The following is a 20,159-nucleotide window of genomic DNA, read 5'->3' as shown; positions in this document are numbered from 1 at the left end:
ACGCCTCCGCCGGGTTCAGCCCTTGCGGCCGCTGGCCCCGTACACGTTGATGTCCGCGTCGGTGACGTCGTTGATGTCGCGGTAGCGGACCTTCTCGATGTCGTCCAGCGAGTCGAGGTACTCGGCGTCGACCTCCTCCGGGACCGGCGCTCCGCCGTCGGGACGCCAGTGGTGGGCGGGCACGACACCCGGCTCGTCGAGGACGAGTCCGCTCTCCTCGAAGAAGCGCTCCACCTCGGCCCTGGACCGGAGCACGAAGGTGAACCCGCGCTCGGTGTACGTCCGCTGGACCGCGCGGATGTTCTCGGGGTTCAGATCCTCGGTGAGGTGACTGAGGACGAGCCGGCTGCCGGACGGCAGCGCGCCGACCAGCTCGCGCACGATGTCGTACGCCTCCGGCTCCGCCACGAAGTGCAGGACCGCCGCAAGGACGAGTGCGATCGGCTGGTCGAAGTCGAGGGTCTTGCGGGCGTGGTCGAGGATCTGGGCCGGGTCGTGCAGGTCGGCGTCGATGTAGTCGGTACGGCCATGGGGCCCGCTGGTGAGCAGGGCGCGCGCGTGCGCGAGAACGATCGGGTCGTTGTCGACGTACACGACCCGGGTGTCAGGGGCGATGCGCTGGGCGATCTGGTGGACGTTGTCCTGCGTCGGCAGACCGGTGCCGATGTCCAGGAACTGCCGGATGCCCTCTTCCGCCGCCATCGTGGTCACCGCGCGGCGCATGAAGTCGCGGTTGTGCCGCACGTCCAGGTACCCGCGCGGATTGGCGCCGAGCGCCGCGGCCGCCGCGTTGCGGTCGGCCGGGTAGTTGTCCTTGCCGCCGAGGAAGACGTCGTAGACACGGGCCGGGTGGGCCTTGCTGGTGTCGATCCTCCTTCTCAGCTCGGCGGGGTCCTGACTGAGAGCATCGCCGCTCATGTGGCCTCTCCCTGGGGAGTGTGGTGTCCAAACCTCTTCAACGGACAACAACCTAGCCGTCGACCGCAGTTGATATCCGAAAATCGAAAATCGACCGTCCGGCCGTCCCGGAACCCGCTCCCGCCGTCCCGGACCATCCCCGCACGCGACGCCATCCCCGCAGGTCAGCAGCCCGACGGACCGATCGGCGTCCCGGATTCCCGGCGAAACATGGTGCTGGGACGGCTCACGGCACAAGCTTGTGCCAGTCGAACGGCACCCGCCACCCTCCCCTCGGAAAGGGCACACCCATGTCCGTACGCACCTCCCGTACGCGCCTGTTCGCCGCCACGGCGGTCGCTCTCGCCGCGCTCACCACCCTCACGGCGTGCGAGGACGGCCAGGGCGTACGGGACGAGGGCCCGTCATCGTCGTCCGCCAAGGCCCCCCGGACACAGCAGAACGCACCCGCGCCCGAGCGGGCTCACAGCATGCGGGCAGCCTCGGTGGCCCAGTAGGTGAGGATGTTCTGCGCGCCGGCCCGCTTGATCCCGGTCAGGGTCTCCAGGATGGCCCGCTCCCGGTCGACCCAGCCCTTCTCCGCCGCGGCCTCGATCATCGAGTACTCGCCGGAGATCTGGTAGGCGGCGACGGGCACGTCCACGGCGTCGGCGACCCGGGCGAGGATGTCGAGGTAGGGACCCGCCGGCTTGACCATGACGATGTCGGCGCCCTCCTCCAGGTCGAGCGCCAGCTCCCGCAGGGACTCCCTGACATTGGCGGGGTCCTGCTGGTAGGTCTTCCGGTCCCCCTTCAGCGAGGAACCGACGGCTTCCCGGAAGGGCCCGTAGAACGCGGACGAGTACTTGGCGGTGTAGGCGAGGATGGCGACGTCCTCTCGCCCGATCTGGTCCAGGGCATCCCGGACAACCCCGATCTGCCCGTCCATCATCCCGCTGGGGCCCACCACATGAGCCCCCGCGTCGGCCTGCACCTGGGCCATCTCGGCGTACCGCTCAAGGGTGGCGTCGTTGTCGACGCGCCCTTCCGCGTCCAGCACCCCGCAGTGCCCGTGATCGGTGGTCTCGTCGAGACAGAGGTCGGACATGACGAGCAGATCGTCGCCCACCTCGGCCCTCACATCGCGGATGGCGACCTGAAGAATCCCGTCCGGATCGGTACCGGGAGTCCCGAGCGCGTCCTTCTTCCCCTCCTCCGGCACCCCGAAGAGCATGATCCCGGAGACCCCGGCCGCCACGGCATCCACGGCGGCCTTCTTCAGACTGTCCCGCGTGTGCTGGAAGACCCCGGGCATCGCGGAGATCGGAACGGGCTCACTCACCCCTTCCCGCACAAAGGCGGGAAGGATGAAGTCGGCGGGGTGCAGCCGGGTCTCGGCGACCATGCGCCGCATGACGGGCGAGGTACGCAGCCGCCGGGGACGCGTACCGGGAAAGGATCCGTACTTCGACATTCCCCCACGCTACGCCCGCCCCACCGCCACCTTTGCCGACGGCGAGTCGGCAGACACCTTTCAGCGCGGGCCCAGGCACCATCCAGCCCGTCCGGCGTTTGAGGACGAGGCCCCTTCAGGGGGGGGCCGAAGCGGGGGTCTGGGGGCGCAGCCCCCAGGAACAGGATGGGACGGGTAGGGGCGGCGGGGGCGAAAAAAGGCCTACGCCCACACCCCCACCGCACCCCAGATCCCTACGTCGTACGACGTCGCCGAGCCCCCGGCCGCCGCTCACTGGGCCGGGTAACCGGATCTCCCGACTCCACAGCAGAAGCCCGGCGCTTCAGCCCGAAGTCCGCCAGCGCCTCCGCCAGCTTGTGCACGGACGGCTCCGGAGCCATGACATCGACCCGCAGCCCGTGCTCCTCGGCGGTCTTCGCCGTGGCCGGCCCGATACACGCGATCACCGTCACGTTGTGCGGCTTGCCCGCGATACCCACCAGGTTGCGCACGGTGGAGGAGGACGTGAAGAGAACGGCGTCGAAGCCACCCCCCTTGATCGCCTCCCGGGTCTCCTGCGGCGGCGGCGACGCACGCACCGTCCGGTAGGCGGTGACGTCGTCGACCTCCCAGCCCAGCTCGATGAGTCCCGCCACCAGCGTCTCCGTGGCGATGTCGGCCCGGGGCAGGAAAACCCGGTCGATCGGGTCGAAGACCGGATCGTAGGGGGGCCAGTCCTCCAGCAGCCCGGCCGCGGACTGCTCCCCGCTGGGTACCAGATCGGGCTTCACACCGAAGGCGACCAGCGCCTTGGCGGTCTGCTCGCCCACCGCGGCGACCTTGATCCCGGCGAAGGCACGGGCATCGAGCCCGTACTCCTCGAACTTCTCGCGCACCGCCTTCACCGCGTTGACGGACGTGAAGGCGATCCACTCGTAGCGTCCGGTCACGAGCCCCTTGACCGCCCGCTCCATCTGCTGAGGCGTCCGCGGCGGCTCGACGGCGATCGTCGGCACCTCGTGCGGCACGGCCCCGTAGGACCGCAGCTGGTCGGAGAGCGACGCCGACTGCTCCTTCGTACGCGGCACCAGGACCCGCCACCCGAACAGCGGCTTGTTCTCGAACCACGACAGCTGCTCACGCTGAGCAGCGGCGAACCGCTCGCCGACCACGGCTATCACCGGTCGGGCGCCGTCGGGCGACGGCAGCACCTTGCCCTGCTTGAACGTCTGGGCGATGGTCCCCAGCGTGGCCGCCCAGGTGCGCTGACGCGTCGTCGTACCGGCAACCGTCACCGTCAGCGGAGTGTCCGGCTTGCGCCCGGCCGCGATCAGCTCACCCGCGGCCGCGGCCACCGAGTCGAGCGTCGTCGAGACGACGACCGTCCCGTCCGAAGCCCCGACCTCGGTCCAGCACCGGTCCGAAGCCGTACGGGCGTCCACGAACCGGACGTCCGCGCCCTGCGCGTCCCGCAGCGGCACACCCGCGTACGCGGGCACGCCCACGGCGGCCGCGACGCCCGGGACCACCTCGAAGGGGACGCCCGCACGGGCGCACGCCAGCATCTCCTCGGCGGCGTACGCGTCGAGCCCGGGATCCCCGGACACCGCACGTACGACCCGCCTGCCGCTCCTCGCGGCCTCCATGACAAGATGTGCGGCATCCCGCACAGCGGGTACACCAGCGGTTGTTGACGCGCCGTCAACAACCGCTAGTTGAGGCGTGCCTGTGCCTGGATACGTGCTGCCAATAGGCGTGTCCAATTCGGTATTGAGCTCGGCGACGCCTTGTCTGGCGTGCGCACGTACGACGTCGAGCACCTCGTGCTCGGCGACCAGTACGTCCGCGTTCGCCAGCGCCTCGACGGCGCGCAGAGTCAGTAGTCCCGGATCCCCGGGTCCGGCACCAAGAAAGGTGACGTGCCCGTGTTCCGAACCGGCGGGAAGGTTGGTGGGGCTCACAGTGCTCGCTCCCCCATCAGACCGGCCGCGCCCTTGGCAAGCATCTCGGCTGCGAGTACACGGCCGAGCGCCATTGCTTGGTCGTACGTCTCGGGCACGGGACCGGTGGTGGACAGCTGCACCAGCGTCGAGCCGTCGGTCGTGCCGACGACGCCGCGCAGGCGCATCTCCTTGACAATTTGCTCGTCGGCATGGGGGTCCCCCCGCTCGAGCGAAGCCGAGAGTGGGGGAAGGTCGGCCAGCGCGCCCACAGGGGCGCTGCAACCGGCCTCCAGGGCGGCGAGCAGTGACCGTTCGGCGGTCACGGCGGCCCGAGTGTACGGGTCGTCGAGCTCACCGAGTGCCGCGATCAGGTCGGAGTCGTGGGAGGTGTTCCCCGCTCTGCACTCGATCGCCAGGGCCCCTTGGCCAGGGGCAGGCAGAACCATGTCGACCGACAGGAAGTCGGTCACTTCTTCGGCGCGCCCGATCCGGTTGAGGCCGGCCGCGGCCAGCACCACCGCATCCAGCTCACCACTGCGCACGAACCCGATCCGGGTGTCGACGTTCCCCCGGACCGGAACGACCTCGACGCTCATCCCATGGGCACGCGCGTACGAGTTCAGCTGGGCCGTGCGCCGGGTCGATCCCGTCCCCACCCGCGCGCCGCGCGGCAGGTCGGTGAACTTCAGCTCGTCGCGCGCCACCAGCACATCGCGCGGATCCTCGCGCTCCGGTACGGCGGCCAGCACCAGGCCGTCGGGCTGCGCGGTCGGCAGGTCCTTGAGCGAGTGCACGGCGAAGTCGACGTCCCCCTTGAGGAGCGCCTCCCGCAGAGCGGTCACGAAGACGCCCGTGCCGCCGATCTGGGCGAGGTCCTCCCGGGACACATCGCCGTACGTCGTGATCTCGACGAGCTCGACGGGCCGTCCGGTCAGCCGGCTCACCTCGTCGGCGACCTGGCCGGACTGGGCCAGGGCGAGTTGACTCCGCCTGGTCCCAAGTCTCAGCGCCCCTTGTTCTGGCTCACTCATGATCGCCCTCGGTTTTCGGCGTTCTCGTTCTCGGTGTTCCTGTCGTCCCCGCCGGCCCGGGACACGGAGGCGACCGTCTCCTGGTCCAGGTCGAAGAGGGTGCGCAGCGCGTCCGCGTACCCGGCGCCGCCGGGCTCGGCCGCGAGCTGCTTGACCCGTACGGTCGGCGCGTGCAGCAGTTTGTCGACGACGCGCCGCATGGTCTGCGTGATCTCGGCCCGGTGCTTGTCGTCGAGCCCGGGCAGCCGCCCGTCGAGGCGTGCGATCTCACCGGCGACCACATCGGCGGCCATGGCGCGCAGCGCGACGACGGTGGGCGTGATGTGCGCGGCCCGCTGGGCGGCACCGAAGGCCGCGACCTCGTCGGCGACGATCCGCCGGACCTGGTCCACGTCGGCCGCCATCGGAGCGTCCGCCGAGGCCTCGGCCAGCGACTCGATGTCCACCAGCCGTACCCCGGCCAGCCGGTGCGCGGCCGCGTCGACATCCCGGGGCATCGCGAGGTCGAGCAGCGAGAGTACGGGCGCCGGCCGCGGAACACCGACCATGGCCTCGGGGCGCCGCCGCTCGGGAATCCGCCCGAGCGCGGCCGCGGTCAGGGCGAGCGCGGCGATCAGCTCACGGTCGTCGTCCGGCGTACGGCGAGCGGTGTCCCGCCGGTCGACGGTGCCGTTGTCCACCCAGGCGGCGTGCTGTTCCAGCGTCGCCGCGTCCATCCCGGCGACGGCGGCCTCGCCCATCACCGAGAACCCTGCCGACTCCTGCACGGCCTGCCCGGCCTGTGCGGCCGACAGGTCCAGCGGACAGTTGTCGTCGGTGCCGAGGCTGGTGGGCGGCAGGACCGCCCGTACGCCACCCTGCGCGGTCGTACGGGGGAACGGCCCGGCCTCGTCCGCGGGCACCCGGCCCTCGACGGCAGCCGCGATGGTCCCGGCGGTGAGCACGAGCCCGGTCGCACCGGTACAGGAAACGGCTATATCAGCACGTGTCAGCTCGAACGGCACCGATTCCATCGGAACCGCGCGGGCCGCCACGGATGTCGCGCCGCCCTCGTAACCGTCTGAACCCTCGTAACGGCTGTTCTCGCTGTTCTCGTTGATGATCTGCGCGAGCCGCTCGGCACGGTCCGGGGTGCGGTTGGCGACGACGATCTCGGCGACGCCGAGCCGCGCGAGCGTGGCGGCGGCCAGCGAGGACATCGACCCGGCACCGATGACCAGGGCCTTCTTGCCCGCGGCCCAGGATTCCACCGGAACCCCGGCCCTCCCGCCGGCCAACTGCTGGAGCCCGAAGGTGACCAGGGACTGTCCGGCCCGGTCGATCCCGGTCTCGGAGTGGGCGCGCTTGCCGACCCGCAGCCCCTGCTGGAACAGGTCGTTCAGCAGCCGGCCGGCGGAGTGCAGGTCCTGGGCCAGGGCGAGCGAGTCCTTGATCTGCCCGATGACCTGTCCCTCGCCGACGACCATGGAGTCGAGCCCACAGGCGACGGAGAAGAGGTGGTGGACAGCCCGGTCCTCGTAGTGCACGTACAGGTAAGGAGTGAGTTCGTCCAGGCCCACCCCGCTGTGCTGGGCGAGCAGCGTGGACAGCTCGCCGACACCCGCGTGGAACTTGTCCACGTCCGCGTACAGCTCGATGCGGTTACAGGTGGCGAGCAGTGCGGCCTCGGCGGCCGGCTCGGCGGCGACGGTGTCCTGAAGCAACTTGATCTGCGCGTCCTGGGACAGCGCGGCCCGCTCAAGAACACTGACGGGAGCACTGCGGTGGCTCAGCCCGACGACGAGGAGACTCATGCCGGCATCACGGCGGGAACGTCCCCGTCAGGCCCTTTGTCGCTGCCGCTGGCGCCGCCCGCCTGCCCCTTGGCCGCGACCGCCGCGAGGGCGTCGGCGGCGGCAGCGGCTGCGTCGGCCTCCTCGCCCGCCTTGCGCTGCTCATGGAAAGCGAGGATCTGCAGCTCGATACTGAGATCGACCTTGCGTACGTCGACCCCGTCCGGAACGGTCAGCACAGTGGGGGCGAAGTTGAGAATGGAGGTCACACCGGCGGCGACCAACCGATCACACACGGGCTGAGCGGCACCGGCGGGGGTGGCGATAACTCCGATGGACACACCGTTGTCCGCGATGATCCTTTCCAGATCATCCGAGTGCTGCACCGGAATACCGGCGACCGGCTTTCCCGCCATGGTGGGGTCGGCGTCGATGAGGGCGGCCACCCGGAATCCACGGGATGCGAAGCCGCCGTAGTTCGCGAGGGCGGCGCCGAGATTACCGATACCGACGATCACAACCGGCCAGTCCTGGGTCAGCCCCAGCTCACGCGAGATCTGATAGACGAGATACTCGACGTCGTACCCCACACCACGCGTCCCATAGGAGCCCAGGTACGAGAAGTCCTTGCGCAGCTTCGCGGAGTTGACCCCGGCGGCGGCGGCCAGTTCCTCGGACGACACCGTGGGTACCGACCGCTCCGACAGTCCGGTCAGGGCACGGAGGTACAGCGGAAGCCTGGCGACGGTGGCCTCGGGAATCCCTCGGCTGCGGGTCGCCGTTCGGTGAGTTCGGCCAGTTGCCACGGTGCTCCTGCGGGTAGCGCGGGGCTGCAGGCGGCCACACGTACCCAGACCGCCCCGTCGAATGCAGGCTATGTCTTTGTGAACGCGTGCACAAAGATGGTGTCCGATTTGCCCTGCCAACGTGACCGGGGTCACGCACCCCCGGCGCACGCGTATGGAACCGGCACACAAGCACCGCCGTCCCTCGCCGTCACAGGCACCATTGGGGGGCAAAACCGCACACACTCCTCATGAATCCCGCCCCCGAGATCTGAACCGTCCTCGATCCTAAGCGACTTTCCGGACCACTTGGACTGCCCGGTCGGCACTTGGTCAGAACTCGACCACTCGGTAATCGACCGGGAATCTATGTGAGGGCTTTGCGAAGACGTTCTTCGCCGACGCGCCAGAACGTGTGCTGGGCGCCGTCGATCAGCACGACAGGGATCTGTTCCCAGTACTGACGGTTGAGTTCTTCGTCCTGAGTGATGTCCTTCTGTTCCCAGGGCACCCCAAGATCGGCACACACCTTCTCAACGACTTCCTGTGCGTCATCACACAAATGACAACCGGGCTTCCGGACGAGAGTGACGAGCCGGGACTGCGGCGTACGGCGTTCGGCGCGCCGAAAGAGGGGACTCATACGGCCATTGTCCCGCGCCCGCGGGGAGGCATCCGAGGGGCGCGGCGGCGTTGTTTAACCACAAGGTCGCGGAGAGTTCACAGCCTCCGAACCTCCAGACTCCGGAAGCACCGAACAAACTGGCTATGCTCACGCCATGGCCGCTCTCGGATGGCTCACTCCCCGTAGGCGCTCCGCCACGGCGCGGAGCGTGTTGGCAGGCGAGGCCTCGGCGGAGGCAGCGCGCAAAACCTCCCAGGAGCTGGAGGAACTGGCGCCCGCGCCGCTCCTGCCGGGCACCGAGGAGGAACCGTCGTTCCCCGTCCTCGGTGACGACAAGGCCGCAGCCTTCTTCGACCTCGACAACACGGTGATGCAGGGCGCCGCCATATTCCACTTCGGCCGGGGGCTGTACAAGCGGAAGTTCTTCGAGACCCGGGATCTCTACCGATTCGCCTGGCAGCAGGCGTGGTTCAGGCTGGCCGGAGTCGAGGACCCCGAGCACATGCAGGACGCCCGGGACTCCGCCCTCTCCATCGTCAAGGGCCACCGCGTCGCCGAACTGATGTCGATCGGCGAGGAGATCTACGACGAGTACATGGCCGAACGCATCTGGCCGGGCACGCGCGCACTGGCCCAGGCGCACCTGGACGCGGGCCAGAAGGTGTGGCTGGTCACGGCGGCCCCGGTGGAGATCGCGACGGTCATCGCCCGCCGCCTGGGCCTGACGGGCGCCCTGGGCACGGTCGCGGAGTCGGTGGACGGCGTGTACACGGGCAAGCTGGTGGGCGAGCCGCTGCACGGCCCGGCGAAGGCGGAAGCGGTACGGGCCCTGGCAACGGCGGAAGGCCTGGTCCTCCCCCGCTGCGCCGCGTACAGCGACTCGCACAACGACATCCCGATGCTGTCCCTGGTGGGCCACCCCTACGCGATCAACCCGGACGCCAAGCTCCGCAAGCACGCCCGCCAACTGGACTGGCGCCTGCGGGACTACCGCACCGGCCGCAAGGCGGCGAAGGTCGGCATCCCGGCGGCAGCGGGCGTGGGCGCGGTGGCCGGCGGCACGGCGGCGGCAATCGCCCTGAGCCGCCGCCGCCGCTGACACGCCCCACCCACGCAAAGACTCCCCACTCACCCTCGCCTCCGCCCCCACCACTGCTGCAGCCCAGGCAGCACCACACCAGCGCCGGCCGGTACCTCCAGCCCGTCTGCGGGTACCCCCTCTGGGGGAGTTTGAGGACAAGGCCCGTTCAGGGCCGTAGGGGGGTCCGGGGGCTGCGCCCCCAGGGTCAGGATGGGACGGGTAGGGACGGTGGGGGCGAAAACAGCCATTCGGGCCGTCGTACCCCCGTAACCCCTCCATCAGCCCCCTTGGCCGTACACGGCCACAACACGCCCCGAGCGGAGCTCAACTCGACTCGAATCGATCAACAATCTGTCACAGTGCGGCACTTGAACGGGCGCCAATAGGTAACAGAAGCGACGTAATCGATGATTTGAGCAACCCGGTGTAGCAGCGCCTGCACGAAGCGTTATTCTCCTCAGACGCAAACCGGTACCCCCTCCGTCGCTACGACGGGTGAACGGTCCCGCACTGCACGTGATGGAAGCTCTGCCTCTGGGAGTCCCGTGTACCCACACGTCGGGGTTGACGCCTCGGGCCTGGCTACGCTGCGCGCAACGGTCCTAGACCTGTTGCGCGGCTTCGTCCCCACCGCGTACGCCGTCCCCGCATTCGCCACCGCCGCACCACTCGGCCCGTGCTACGCGCTGGCCGACGGCACCGCCGCGGTCGGCAGACGAGGGCGCGCGACCGGTGCCGCCACCGCTCGCCGCCCCGCCGCGGACAGTGACAGCGCCCGCATGATGGACCTTGTCGAGCGTGCCCAGGCCGGTGAGGCCGATGCCTTCGGCCGCCTTTACGACCAGTACAGCGACACTGTGTACCGGTACATCTACTACCGGGTGGGAGGAAAGGCCACCGCCGAGGACCTGACAAGCGAGACGTTCCTGCGCGCCCTGCGCCGCATCGGCACCTTCACCTGGCAGGGCCGCGACTTCGGCGCCTGGCTCGTCACCATCGCCCGTAACCTCGTCGCGGACCACTTCAAGTCCAGCCGTTTCCGGCTCGAAGTGACCACCGGCGAGATGCTGGACGCCAACGAGGTCGAGCGCTCACCGGAGGACTCCGTCCTGGAGTCCCTCTCGAACGCCGCTCTCCTCGACGCCGTACGACGCCTCAACCCCCAGCAGCAGGAGTGCGTGACCCTGCGCTTCCTCCAGGGGCTGTCGGTCGCGGAGACGGCTCGTGTGATGGGCAAGAACGAGGGCGCCATCAAGACCCTCCAGTACCGTGCCGTCCGCACACTCGCCCGGCTCCTCCCGGAAGACGCGCGCTGAACACCGCACGAGGGACCGCGCACACACCACCGCCCCGCACCCGCCCCGCACCCGAGCCGGAAGAACCCACCGGGCAACCCGCCCCACGCCCTTTCCGGCCCCTGTACGCCCGGCACCCGTACACAAGGCGGCCGCCCGCCCGGCGACCGCACCCTCAGCGACCGCCAACTCACCTTCCGTGAAAGTCCGTTGCGTTCGCGGTCCGTTCATCCGCCGTCCGTAACCCAAGTGCCGCGCCACTCGTTGTGCGGGATACAGGCTCCCTGTGGTCACTCCCTGACCCTCTCCGATCACCCGATCGTGTGGATGTGGTCAAGGGTGTGCAACCCTCAGGACCCCCTGGGGAGCCGACCGTCATGACGAGAGGAGGTGCCGCCAGTGATCGCGAACGTTTCGGCGCATCGGCGGGCGAACGCCTTCGCCCAGGCCCTGGAGGAGCTGTCCGACCGGGACTCGGCGGCCGAGCAGCCCGAAGGACCGGCACCGGACCCTGACCCGGAGCGGGCCGCGGCTGCCGCGGAACGGGCGGACCACCAGGCGGAACACCGGGCGGAACGTACCGAACCAAACCGTCTGCTGGACCTCGCGACCGGTCTCGGCGAGCTGCCCAAACCGGTGCTCGACCCCGCCGTCAAGGTCGTGCACCGGGCCCAGCTGGTGGCCGCGATGGAGGCCATGCTGCGGGACGGCACGGTGCCGGGAGGCGAGGCGAGGGACTCTTTGGTGCCCGAGCAGCGCTCCCGCGCCAAGGGCGCACACCGGACGAGCGGGCTGGGGAAGTTGCGACCCCGTTCACGGCTGACGAAGGGTCTCGCCGCGGGCGGACTCAGCGTGGGCGTGGCCGCGGGAGCCTTCGGCGGCGTTGCCGCTGCCAGTTCCGACGCCCTGCCCGGTGACTCGCTGTACGGCCTCAAGCGCGGCATCGAGGACGTCAAGCTCAACTACCTGGCCGACGGCGACAGCGAGCGAGGCCAGGTCTACCTCGACCAGGCCTCGACCCGGCTCAACGAGGCCCGCAGACTGATGGAGCGCGACCGCGCCGGCCAGCTCGACCACGAGTCGCTCGGCGAGATCCGACGCGCCCTCTCCGGCATGCGGCACGACGCCTCGGAGGGCCACCGCCTGCTGCGCGAGGCGTATCAGCGCGACCCCGAATCCCTGGGCCCCATCCAGGCCCTCGACGCCTTCTCCCGCTCCCACCGCGAGGCCTGGGGCGCCCTGCGCGACCGCCTCCCCGTCCAGCTCGGGGACGTGAGCCAGGAGGTGTCGTCGGTCTTCGACGCCATAGACCAAGAAGTCGCCCCCCTCCAGTCCCTGCTGCCGAAGCCCCCCACCAAGGGCGGCGGAGGCAGTGGCGGCGGAAACCAACGGCAGGGCTCCGGACCGGAGTCGGGCACGAGTTCGTCCGGTGCCGACCGGTCGGCCGCGCCCAGCGACACGGGCGGCAACGCTGCCGACGGGCGCGAGTCCAGCAGCGGCAACCCCAGGCCGTCCGCCTCCGACACCGGCAGCGACGGCCTGCTCGGCGGCAGCACCGGTGGCCTCCTCGACCCGCCCCAGGACAGCGGCACGGCGTCCCCGTCGACGACCACCCCGTCCAGCGCCGAGCCCGACGTCACGCTCCCGCCGCTCCTCCCGGGCCTGCTGCCCGGCCTGGGTATCGACAGCGAGGACGCGAGCTAGAGCAACTGGAGAAGTCGGCCGTACGACGGTTGGGGCGCCCTTCGCAGGAAGGGCGCCCCAACCGTCGTACAAGCACCACCCGAAACGAGCCGCACCACCCGAAAGCGAGCCGCGACACCCGAAAACGAAGCGGCGTCGGAAGAACACGTACGTCAGAAGAAGACCGACCGCCGCTGCACCAACAGCTTGTAGAGGGTGTGCTGGATCTGTTCCCTGACCTGGTCCGTCAGGTTGAACATCAGCATCGGGTCCTCGGCCGCCTCCGGCGGATAGCCGTCCGTGCGGATCGGCTCGCCGAACTGGATCGTCCACTTCGTGGGGAGCGGGATCGCGCCCAGAGGGCCCAGCCACGGAAACGTCGGAGTGATCGGGAAGTACGGGAAGCCGAGCACCCGGGCCAGCGTCTTGGCGTTGCCGATCATCGGGTAGATCTCCTCCGCCCCGACGATCGAGCACGGGATGATCGGCGCGCCCTGCCGCAGTGCCGTCGACACGAAGCCGCCGCGGCCGAAGCGCTGCAGCTTGTACCGCTCGCTGAACGGCTTGCCGATGCCCTTGAAACCCTCCGGCATCACGCCGACCAGCTCGCCGCGCTCCAGGAGCCGTTCCGCGTCCTCGGCACAGGCCAGGGTGTGACCGGCCTTGCGGGCCAGTTCGTTGATCACCGGGAGCACGAAGACCAGGTCCGCCGCGAGGAGCCGGAGATGGCGGCCCGCCGGATGGTTGTCGTGCACACCGACCTGCATCATCACGCCGTCCAGCGGCAGCGTCCCGGAGTGGTTGGCGACGATCAGGGCGCCGCCCTCGGACGGGATGTTCTCGATGCCCTTGACCTCGACCCGGAAGTACTTCTCGTACAGCGGGCGCACCAGCGACATCAGGACCTGGTCGGTGAGTTCGGCGTCGTAGCCGAAGTCGTCGACCTCGTAGTCCCCGGTGAGCCGACGCCGCAGGAAGGACAGGCCGCCCGCGATACGCCGCTCCAGGCCGCCGACGACACCGCCGTCCGGGGCGGACGACGGGGACGGGGACGGGGACGGGTGCCCAGGCTGGTCCTGGGGCTGCTGGGGCGGCTGTTGCTCTCGTGTCACCTGTACATCATCCTGCGGGCGCGCCCGTCCCGGCAGTGCCTGGACCTCGCGTACCACCGCCGATTCACCCTTGCGCCGGCTGCTCCCCGCGTTCCGCCGGCGCGACGGCCGCGCGGCGGCGCCCGCTCGGGACCTGTCGTCGTCGAACGGAATGACCTTGGCATCCGCCATCGTTGATGCGCTCCTCGGTTGGCGCTCTGCGTCGGTGGGCTGTCTCCGTCAGGTCGCTTCTGCAGCTGTCGTGCCTGATGTGACTGTCGCGGCCGGGATACCGCCGCCGCCCGCGAAGGGTACGAAGGGCAGCGCGGCGATCCGGTCGACGGCCCCCGCGAGAGCCTCCGGCGGCAGCAGGCCGGGTCCGCGGACACGTGCGAAGTCCGCGAACGTCTCGGCGGTCGTGAACTTCGGCTGGTAACCCAGCGTCTCGCGCATCTGGTTGGTCGCCACGACCCGGCCGTGTGTGAGCAGCCGGATCTGCTCGGGCGAGAAGTCCGTCATGCCCAGCGTACGCATCAACGAGCCGGCCCAGGTAACCGCGGGCAGCAGCAGCGGGAGAGTGGGGCGGCCAAGCCGCCGGGAGCACTGCGAGAGCAGCAGGACTCCGTCGCCGGCGACGTTGAACGTGCCGCTGTTGAGCGTTCCGCGCTCCGGTTCGCGGGCGGCGATGCGCAGGATCTCGATCACGTCGTCCTCGTGCACGAACTGCAGCCGGGGGTCGTAGCCGAACACGGTCGGCAGGACCGGCAGTCCGAAGTACTGGGCGAGCGGCGAGTCCGCGGTCGGCCCCAGGATGTTGGCGAAGCGCAGCACGGCCACGGCGACGTCGGGCCGCCGCCGCGCGAACCCCCGCACATACCCCTCGACCTCCACCGCGTCCTTGGCGAAGCCGCCGCTGGGCAGCGACTTGGGCGTGGTGGTCTCGGTGAAGACGGCCGGATCCCGGGCCGCGGACCCGTACACGTTCGTACTGGACTTCACGACCAGCCGCTTCACGGCGGGGGACTTCTGACAGGCACCCAGCAACTGCATGGTGCCGATGACGTTGGTCTCCTTGAGCGTGGTGCGGCTGCCGCTGCCCAGGGCGATGCCCGTCACGTCCATGTGCACGACCGTGTCGGCGTTCGTCTCGGCGAGCACCCGCGCGATGGTGGGCTGCCGGATGTCGGCCTGGATGAAGTCGGCGCCGCCCAGGTGGTGCTCGGGCGGAACCGCGTCCACGGCGACAACCCGGTCCACCTGCGGGTCACGCTGGATCCGTCGTACGAACCGGCCCCCCAGCTGACGGGCCACTCCGGTGACGAGCACGACCTTGCCCAAGATCAGCGCCTTCCTTCCAACCGTGTTTCCCGTGTGGAGCCCAACCTAGCGGGTTGTTGTTGCGCTGTGATGACCGCCCGATGCATGAAGTCACGAGGACGCCAGACGTACGATCAGACCAAGCCATGTGCCACACAGTCGTATGCACACGCTAATACGACTGTGGCCCCCCACCGGAAACCGGTGGGGGGCCACAGCCTTCACACTCACGCTCGCGCTCTCGCGGCGTCGCCGAGAAGTAGCGGTCCCGATCTCGCGATCGGTGCGACTACTTCTTGTTGCGACGCTGAACGCGCGTGCGCTTCAGCAGCTTGCGGTGCTTCTTCTTGGCCATCCGCTTGCGCCGCTTCTTGATAACAGAGCCCACGACTACCCTCGCTCACTTCTCATCACTCGGTGCTGGGCGCCATGGGCCCATACGACCTACGAGGGGCTAGCCTACCCGCCCGAGCGCTGAGGTTGTAATCGAGGGGAATCGACGAGATCAGGGGGGACCCGGTGTAGCCCTGAGGGTCCCCGTCCGCCCCCCCTCGACGCGCCGTCAGGCTGTCTCCACCCCCACATAGCTCTCGCGGAGGTACTCGTGAACCGCTTGCTCGGGGACGCGGAAGGACCGCCCCACCCGAATCGCGGGCAGATGACCGCTGTGCACCAACCGGTACACGGTCATCTTCGACACTCGCATCACCGAGGCGACTTCCGCCACGGTCAGGAACTGAACCTCGTTCAGAGGCCTCTCGCCAGCTGCAGCCATGACACACCTGAACCTTCCGCACTCGACGGTCACCGGCTTCCCCTTCCGGTGACTCTTCGTCGTTGCGTGCTCACTCCCCAATGTAGGGGCGTGTGATGCGAGTGGGGAAGAGGTGCACCCATCGGCGGCCTACTGTGACAGACACGCTCGATTGAGTACGTAGCGGGTAATCGGCCGGTAGTAATCGGACCGCACAGCGTCATCAAGTGGCACGACGACGGACACGCGCCCCTCAGCCTCTCCGACGAAGAGCGCGGGATCGTCGGTATCGGCCAGCCCAATGGCCTCGAACCCCAGCTGACCTGCACCGCAGACCCATCCGTGATCCCCGATCACCAGCCCAGGGAGCATCCCGCCGGCCTCGGCGGCGGCGGCCAGAGCGGCCCGAACGGGCAACGGGGAGTGGGTGTGTGCGCCCGGCTCACGCCCGGCGGCCAGGGCGTCCGGTTCCCGCACGAGCGCGACTCCTCGTACGTAGTCAAGGTTGTGCGTGCGTAGACCGAACCGGGTCGTTATGTCGACAGAGCTACCCTGCGCGGGGCTGAGGACGGCACACCCCGCCGCCGACAGAGCGTCCGCCAGAGCGGCGTAGAAACCGAGCAGTCGGTGCGGGTGTCCGGTACCCAGGAGTACGGGAACCCGGTGCCGCGCGGCTGCGGAGAGTCGCTCGGCGAAGGCGTCGAGAGCCACGAGCGTCCGCTCCGGGTCGATCACATCACATCCGGAGGTGCTCTGCGGATCGGCCGAAACCCCACATCTGTCGGCCATCAACCCGATCAGATCCCGCTGCCGCCAAGTCCGCTCAGGATCGAGTCCGATCAGCACCCGGGGATCACCGGCGGCGAAAAGCCGATAGCTCCGCAGACTCTCCTCCCGCGACGTGGCCACGGGCCCGGCAAGCCGGGCGGCCAGCAGATGGGCGCGCAGGGCCCCGGCACTCAACACGTCAGCGATGGTGGCGCAGCCACTGGTCCCGGATGCCCAGAATGCGGGGAACACCCCACATTTGGCGTAATAGGGGAACACCACGCACTCGCCGGCCACAGACCCGCCGACCCGGGACCGCGGCGCCTGTTACACGTGCGCGGGCCCGGTGTACTACCCCTCACCTGGTGCCGGTGCGGATACCGGCCGCACCCGCCACACAGACGACCGGCGCCTCCTACGCCAGCAGCCCCCGCAGCGGAAACACCGCCCGCCGAGCCGCGACAACCGCCTGGTCCAGCCGATCCGCGGGGTCGTACCCCGCCTCCCAGTCCGCCCAGGCCACCGGCCAGCGTCCGTCCGTCATCCGCGCCGGCGCCAACTGCCGCGTACGCGCGAACACCTCCTGCCGCCATTCCTCCGGAATCACGGCCGTGGGCTCGACAGCCCTCCCCGCCGCGATCGCCACCAGGTGCGTCCAGGACCGCGGTACGACCTCCACCACCGCGTATCCGCCTCCGCCCAGGGCGACCCACTTCCCGTCGGAGTACTCGTGCGCGAGGTCGTGACAGGCGACCTGCACCGCCCGCTGCGCGTCCAACGACACGGCGAGATGCGCGAGCGGGTCCTCGAAGTGGGTGTCGGCCCCGTGCTGGGTGACCAGTACCTGCGGCCGGAAGTCGGCGATCAGCTCGGGCACGACGGCGTGAAAGGCCCGCAGCCAACCGGCGTCCCCCGTCCCGGCCGGCAACGCCACATTGACGGCACTGCCCGCGGCGGGTCCCTCCGCCCCCGTCTCCTCGGGCCACCCGGTCTGCGGAAACAGCGTGCGCGGATGCTCGTGCAGCGAGATGGTCAGAACCCGCGGGTCATCCCAGAACGCGGCCTGGACGCCGTCCCCGTGATGCACGTCGACATCCACATAGGCGACCCTCTCGGCCCCCAGCTCCAGCAGCCGGGCGATGGCCAACGAGGCGTCGTTGTAGATGCAGAACCCGGACGCACCCCCGGGCATCGCATGATGCAACCCGCCCGCGAAGTTGACGGCGTGCAGCGCTTCCCCACGCCACACAGCCTCACCAGCCCCCACCGACTGCCCGGCAATCAGCGCGGACACCTCGTGCATCCCGGCGAAGGCGGGATCGTCGACAGTACCCAGCCCGTAAGCCGCGTCGGCCGACCCCGGATCGGCGGACGCGGCCTTGACCGCCTCGATGTAGTCCTCACGGTGCACAAGCCGCAGGGTCGACTCCCCGGCAGGCTTCGCCGAGACCACGTCCACATCCTGATCGAGCCCGAAAGCGTCGACGAGTCGCCGGGTCAGGGCTAGCCGGACCGGATCCATCGGGTGGTCCGGACCGAAGTCATAGCCCGTTACTGCCTCATCCCACATCAGCTGTGCGCGGCCGCTCATGCCCGTCACCGTATCGGGCATGTTGCGGATCGAACGACCCCGCGTACCTCAACGTCACCAGGACCAACACCATCGGAACGAGCATCGCCCCTCGATAGCTCCACAGATCACCCAAAACACCCACCAGGGGCGAACCGATCAGGAAGCCGACATAGTTGAAGATGTTGAGCCGTGCGACGGCAGCGTCCGAAGCCCCGGGGAAAAGCCGGCCGGCGGCGGCAAAGGTCTGCGGCACGATCACACACAACCCGAGCCCCAGCAACGTGAAGCCGAGCATCCCGACCCAGGCCCCGGGCGCCGCCGCCACCACGGCGAACCCGAGCGCCGCCACCAGGGCACCCGCCCGTACGACGGCCACGGCCCCGAACGTCCGTACCCCCACGTCCCCGATGGCCCGCCCGACGAGCGTGGTGACCATGTACACGTTGTACGGAACGGTGGCCAGCTGCTCAGAACTCCCGAGCACGTCCTGCAGATACTTCGCGCTCCAGTTGGAGACGGTCGAGTCCCCGATATAGGCGAAGGTCATCACCAGGCACAGGGGCAGCAGCATCTTGAAGACGACAGTGCCCGACCCGGCTCCCTCAGGGGACGCCTCACTCGGCGCGGAGGCGTGCCGCTTCTCTCCCCCGCCCCTCGCGTCGACGTACCACCGACCTCCGACCAGCACGGCCGGCAACAGCACGACGACCACAGGCAGGTAGGACACGAAGAGGGCGAGATGCCAGTGCGCGCCGACCCAGGCCAGCGAGGCCCCGACGATGCCGCCCAGACTGAACGCCGCATGGAACCCGAGCATGATGCTGCGCCCGTACGCCCGCTGCAGACTCACCCCGAGCATGTTCATCGAGGCGTCGAGCCCACCGACGGCCAGCCCGAACAACCCCAGCGCGACGGCCAACTCGGCCATATGATCCCCGGCGCCGACACCGAGCAGCGCCAGCAGTACGACGGGCTGAGACCACCTCAGTACGAGACTGGGCGGCACCCGCTTGACCAAGTGCTCCGTGCAGACGCTGCCGACACCGGCCAGCACCGGCACGGCGGCCAGGAAGAGGGGCAGCATCCCGTCGGAAACGCCGTACCGGTCCTGGATGGCCGGGATCCGCGTCACGAGCAGCGCAAAGGCAGCGCCCTGTGCAAAAAAGCTGAACGCCAGCGAGGCTCTGCCGCGCCGCAGCACATCTGTCATGGCGGCGAGCGTATGGCCCACGCCTACCCGTGGGTAGACGATTAGGAAGATGAATTCAGCTCATCTTTGAACTCACCCCAGAACAACGCCCCGCCGGCCACCCTGAGCAACTGCTACAGCACAACCAGTACTGGCGCCGGCCCCCGCATCCCCCGTGCCCAGCCTCAGACAACCAGCTCAGCCAACTCACCCATGCTGCCGAAGAGTTGCGTGGCCCCGACCAACCGCTCCGCAGGAGTCATGGCGGTGAACCCGAGCACATCCATCCCGGCCGCGACAGCGGCCTCCACCCCCAACGGACTGTCCTCCACCACCACACACCTCTCAGCCGCCACCCCCATACGCTCCGCCGCATAGAGAAACAGATCGGGCGCCGGCTTCCCACGCCCCACATCCTGCGCACTGAAAACGCGCCCGCCCGCGAACCACCGCTCAAGCTTGGTGGTCCGATGCCCCACTCGAATCCGCTCATGACTCCCGGAGGAAGCCACGCAGTACGGCACTCCGTCAGCTTTCAGCTTCTCCAACACGTCGACCACGCCGGCCACCGGCTCCAACTCCCGCTCGAAGGCAGCGAACACCCGGGCATGAAAGACATCATCGAAGTCGTCAGGCAACGGCCGCCCACTCCGCTCTTCTACGAGATCGTGTACGCGGTGCATGGCGGAGCCCATGTAGTCGCGGAGGGAGTCCTCGTACGAGGTCGGATGGCCGAGCTCGGTGAGATAGGCGGCCAGGAGGGTGTTGGAGATCGACTCACTGTCGACCAGAACACCGTCATTGTCGAAGATCACGAGGTCATAGCGCATAGCAGGACCCTAAATGACCCGGAATGCAGAAAAGCCCCGTACCGGTAACCCGGTACAGGGCTTTTCGCAATA

Annotated in this window: 19 protein-coding genes; 4 read left to right on the top strand and 15 right to left on the bottom strand. The window is 69.2% G+C overall.

The window, feature by feature from the left end; translation table 11 throughout:
• Positions 1-15: 15 nt before the first annotated feature.
• On the bottom strand, positions 16-918 hold the full coding sequence (locus tag RB628_RS31915; protein WP_318324094.1) for an SAM-dependent methyltransferase: 903 nt from the start codon (positions 916-918) through the stop codon (positions 16-18).
• A 290-nt stretch (positions 919-1,208) separates the two neighbouring features.
• On the opposite strand from RB628_RS31915, the gene RB628_RS31910 reads away from it, so the two are divergent.
• A complete protein-coding gene (locus RB628_RS31910; RefSeq protein ID WP_318324092.1) occupies positions 1,209-1,415 on the top strand; it encodes a hypothetical protein in 207 nt (68 codons plus the stop codon).
• On the opposite strand, the gene hemB is transcribed toward RB628_RS31910, so the two are convergent.
• From hemB to RB628_RS31880, 6 genes are all read right to left on the bottom strand, one after another.
• On the bottom strand, positions 1,382-2,371 hold the full coding sequence (gene hemB / locus RB628_RS31905) for a porphobilinogen synthase (protein ID WP_318324090.1): 990 nt from the start codon (positions 2,369-2,371) through the stop codon (positions 1,382-1,384). The genes RB628_RS31910 and hemB overlap by 34 nt on opposite strands.
• A 233-nt stretch (positions 2,372-2,604) precedes the next feature.
• Entirely contained in the window at positions 2,605-4,311 is a 1,707-nt protein-coding gene (locus RB628_RS31900) for a uroporphyrinogen-III synthase (protein WP_318324087.1), read from the bottom strand.
• Entirely contained in the window at positions 4,308-5,324 is a 1,017-nt protein-coding gene (gene hemC, locus RB628_RS31895; protein WP_318324085.1) for a hydroxymethylbilane synthase, read from the bottom strand. The genes RB628_RS31900 and hemC overlap by 4 nt, the downstream gene beginning before the upstream one ends.
• Positions 5,321-7,117, bottom strand: coding sequence for a glutamyl-tRNA reductase (locus tag RB628_RS31890; protein WP_318324084.1), 1,797 nt, complete (start codon positions 7,115-7,117; stop codon positions 5,321-5,323). Before RB628_RS31890 ends, hemC begins: the two co-directional genes overlap by 4 nt.
• Positions 7,114-7,902 carry a redox-sensing transcriptional repressor Rex gene (locus tag RB628_RS31885; protein WP_318324083.1) on the bottom strand — a complete coding sequence of 263 codons (789 nt, stop codon included), beginning with the start codon at positions 7,900-7,902 and terminating at the stop codon, positions 7,114-7,116. The genes RB628_RS31890 and RB628_RS31885 overlap by 4 nt, the downstream gene beginning before the upstream one ends.
• Positions 7,903-8,248: 346 nt before the next feature.
• Positions 8,249-8,524: a glutaredoxin family protein gene (locus RB628_RS31880; RefSeq protein ID WP_318324082.1), complete on the bottom strand. Its 276-nt coding sequence runs from the start codon at positions 8,522-8,524 to the stop codon at positions 8,249-8,251.
• Between the two features lie 136 nt (positions 8,525-8,660).
• Here RB628_RS31880 and RB628_RS31875 point away from each other — a divergent pair, with 136 nt between their 5' ends.
• The 3 genes from RB628_RS31875 (at position 8,661) to RB628_RS31865 (ending at position 12,586) form a co-directional block, all read left to right on the top strand.
• Positions 8,661-9,605 (top strand): HAD-IB family hydrolase, encoded by a 945-nt coding sequence (locus tag RB628_RS31875; protein ID WP_318324080.1) that lies wholly within the window; start codon positions 8,661-8,663, stop codon positions 9,603-9,605.
• 527 nt (positions 9,606-10,132) lie between these two features.
• Positions 10,133-10,903, top strand: a complete 771-nt coding sequence (locus RB628_RS31870; RefSeq protein WP_318324079.1) for an ECF subfamily RNA polymerase sigma factor, BldN family — start codon at positions 10,133-10,135, stop codon at positions 10,901-10,903.
• Positions 10,904-11,281: 378 nt separating this feature from the next.
• The gene (locus RB628_RS31865) at positions 11,282-12,586 is read left to right on the top strand and encodes a DUF5667 domain-containing protein (RefSeq protein WP_318324078.1); all 1,305 of its coding nucleotides are present in this window, start codon (positions 11,282-11,284) and stop codon (positions 12,584-12,586) included.
• Positions 12,587-12,738: 152 nt separating this feature from the next.
• On the opposite strand, the gene RB628_RS31860 is transcribed toward RB628_RS31865, so the two are convergent.
• The 8 genes from RB628_RS31860 to RB628_RS31825 form a co-directional block, all read right to left on the bottom strand.
• Positions 12,739-13,848, bottom strand: coding sequence for a lysophospholipid acyltransferase family protein (locus tag RB628_RS31860; protein ID WP_318324077.1), 1,110 nt, complete (start codon positions 13,846-13,848; stop codon positions 12,739-12,741).
• Positions 13,849-13,896: 48 nt separating this feature from the next.
• Positions 13,897-14,994, bottom strand: a complete 1,098-nt coding sequence (locus RB628_RS31855; protein WP_318324076.1) for an NAD-dependent epimerase/dehydratase family protein — start codon at positions 14,992-14,994, stop codon at positions 13,897-13,899.
• A 268-nt stretch (positions 14,995-15,262) separates the two neighbouring features.
• On the bottom strand, positions 15,263-15,361 hold the full coding sequence (locus RB628_RS31850; RefSeq protein ID WP_003948845.1) for a 30S ribosomal protein bS22: 99 nt from the start codon (positions 15,359-15,361) through the stop codon (positions 15,263-15,265).
• Between the two features lie 174 nt (positions 15,362-15,535).
• On the bottom strand, positions 15,536-15,748 hold the full coding sequence (locus tag RB628_RS31845) for a helix-turn-helix domain-containing protein (RefSeq protein ID WP_004984898.1): 213 nt from the start codon (positions 15,746-15,748) through the stop codon (positions 15,536-15,538).
• Positions 15,749-15,877: 129 nt separating this feature from the next.
• A complete protein-coding gene (locus RB628_RS31840; RefSeq protein WP_318324075.1) occupies positions 15,878-16,693 on the bottom strand; it encodes a phosphatase in 816 nt (271 codons plus the stop codon).
• A 217-nt stretch (positions 16,694-16,910) separates the two neighbouring features.
• The gene (locus RB628_RS31835) at positions 16,911-18,086 is read right to left on the bottom strand and encodes an acetoin utilization protein AcuC (RefSeq protein ID WP_318324072.1); all 1,176 of its coding nucleotides are present in this window, start codon (positions 18,084-18,086) and stop codon (positions 16,911-16,913) included.
• On the bottom strand, positions 18,055-19,278 hold the full coding sequence (locus RB628_RS31830) for an MFS transporter (protein WP_318324070.1): 1,224 nt from the start codon (positions 19,276-19,278) through the stop codon (positions 18,055-18,057). The genes RB628_RS31835 and RB628_RS31830 overlap by 32 nt, the downstream gene beginning before the upstream one ends.
• A 164-nt stretch (positions 19,279-19,442) precedes the next feature.
• Positions 19,443-20,087, bottom strand: a complete 645-nt coding sequence (locus RB628_RS31825; RefSeq protein WP_318324069.1) for an HAD family hydrolase — start codon at positions 20,085-20,087, stop codon at positions 19,443-19,445.
• Positions 20,088-20,159 lie beyond the last annotated feature (72 nt).

Source organism: Streptomyces sp. ADMS, from assembly GCF_033441795.1.
GTDB lineage: Bacteria > Actinomycetota > Actinomycetes > Streptomycetales > Streptomycetaceae > Streptomyces.
The sequence above is the reverse complement of the archived record's forward strand: the minus strand, read 5'-3'. Positions and strand labels throughout refer to the sequence as shown.

Coding starts and splice junctions, on each gene's coding strand:
- RB628_RS31915 (WP_318324094.1), bottom strand. CDS start 918: ATGAGCGGCGATGCTCTCAGTCAGGACCCCGCCGAGCTGAGAAGGAGG.
- RB628_RS31910 (WP_318324092.1), top strand. CDS start 1,209: ATGTCCGTACGCACCTCCCGTACGCGCCTGTTCGCCGCCACGGCGGTC.
- hemB (WP_318324090.1), bottom strand. CDS start 2,371: ATGTCGAAGTACGGATCCTTTCCCGGTACGCGTCCCCGGCGGCTGCGT.
- hemC (WP_318324085.1), bottom strand. CDS start 5,324: ATGAGTGAGCCAGAACAAGGGGCGCTGAGACTTGGGACCAGGCGGAGT.
- RB628_RS31890 (WP_318324084.1), bottom strand. CDS start 7,117: ATGAGTCTCCTCGTCGTCGGGCTGAGCCACCGCAGTGCTCCCGTCAGT.
- RB628_RS31880 (WP_318324082.1), bottom strand. CDS start 8,524: ATGAGTCCCCTCTTTCGGCGCGCCGAACGCCGTACGCCGCAGTCCCGG.
- RB628_RS31875 (WP_318324080.1), top strand. CDS start 8,661: ATGGCCGCTCTCGGATGGCTCACTCCCCGTAGGCGCTCCGCCACGGCG.
- RB628_RS31860 (WP_318324077.1), bottom strand. CDS start 13,848: ATGGCGGATGCCAAGGTCATTCCGTTCGACGACGACAGGTCCCGAGCG.
- RB628_RS31845 (WP_004984898.1), bottom strand. CDS start 15,748: ATGGCTGCAGCTGGCGAGAGGCCTCTGAACGAGGTTCAGTTCCTGACC.
- RB628_RS31835 (WP_318324072.1), bottom strand. CDS start 18,086: ATGAGCGGCCGCGCACAGCTGATGTGGGATGAGGCAGTAACGGGCTAT.
- RB628_RS31830 (WP_318324070.1), bottom strand. CDS start 19,278: ATGACAGATGTGCTGCGGCGCGGCAGAGCCTCGCTGGCGTTCAGCTTT.
- RB628_RS31825 (WP_318324069.1), bottom strand. CDS start 20,087: ATGCGCTATGACCTCGTGATCTTCGACAATGACGGTGTTCTGGTCGAC.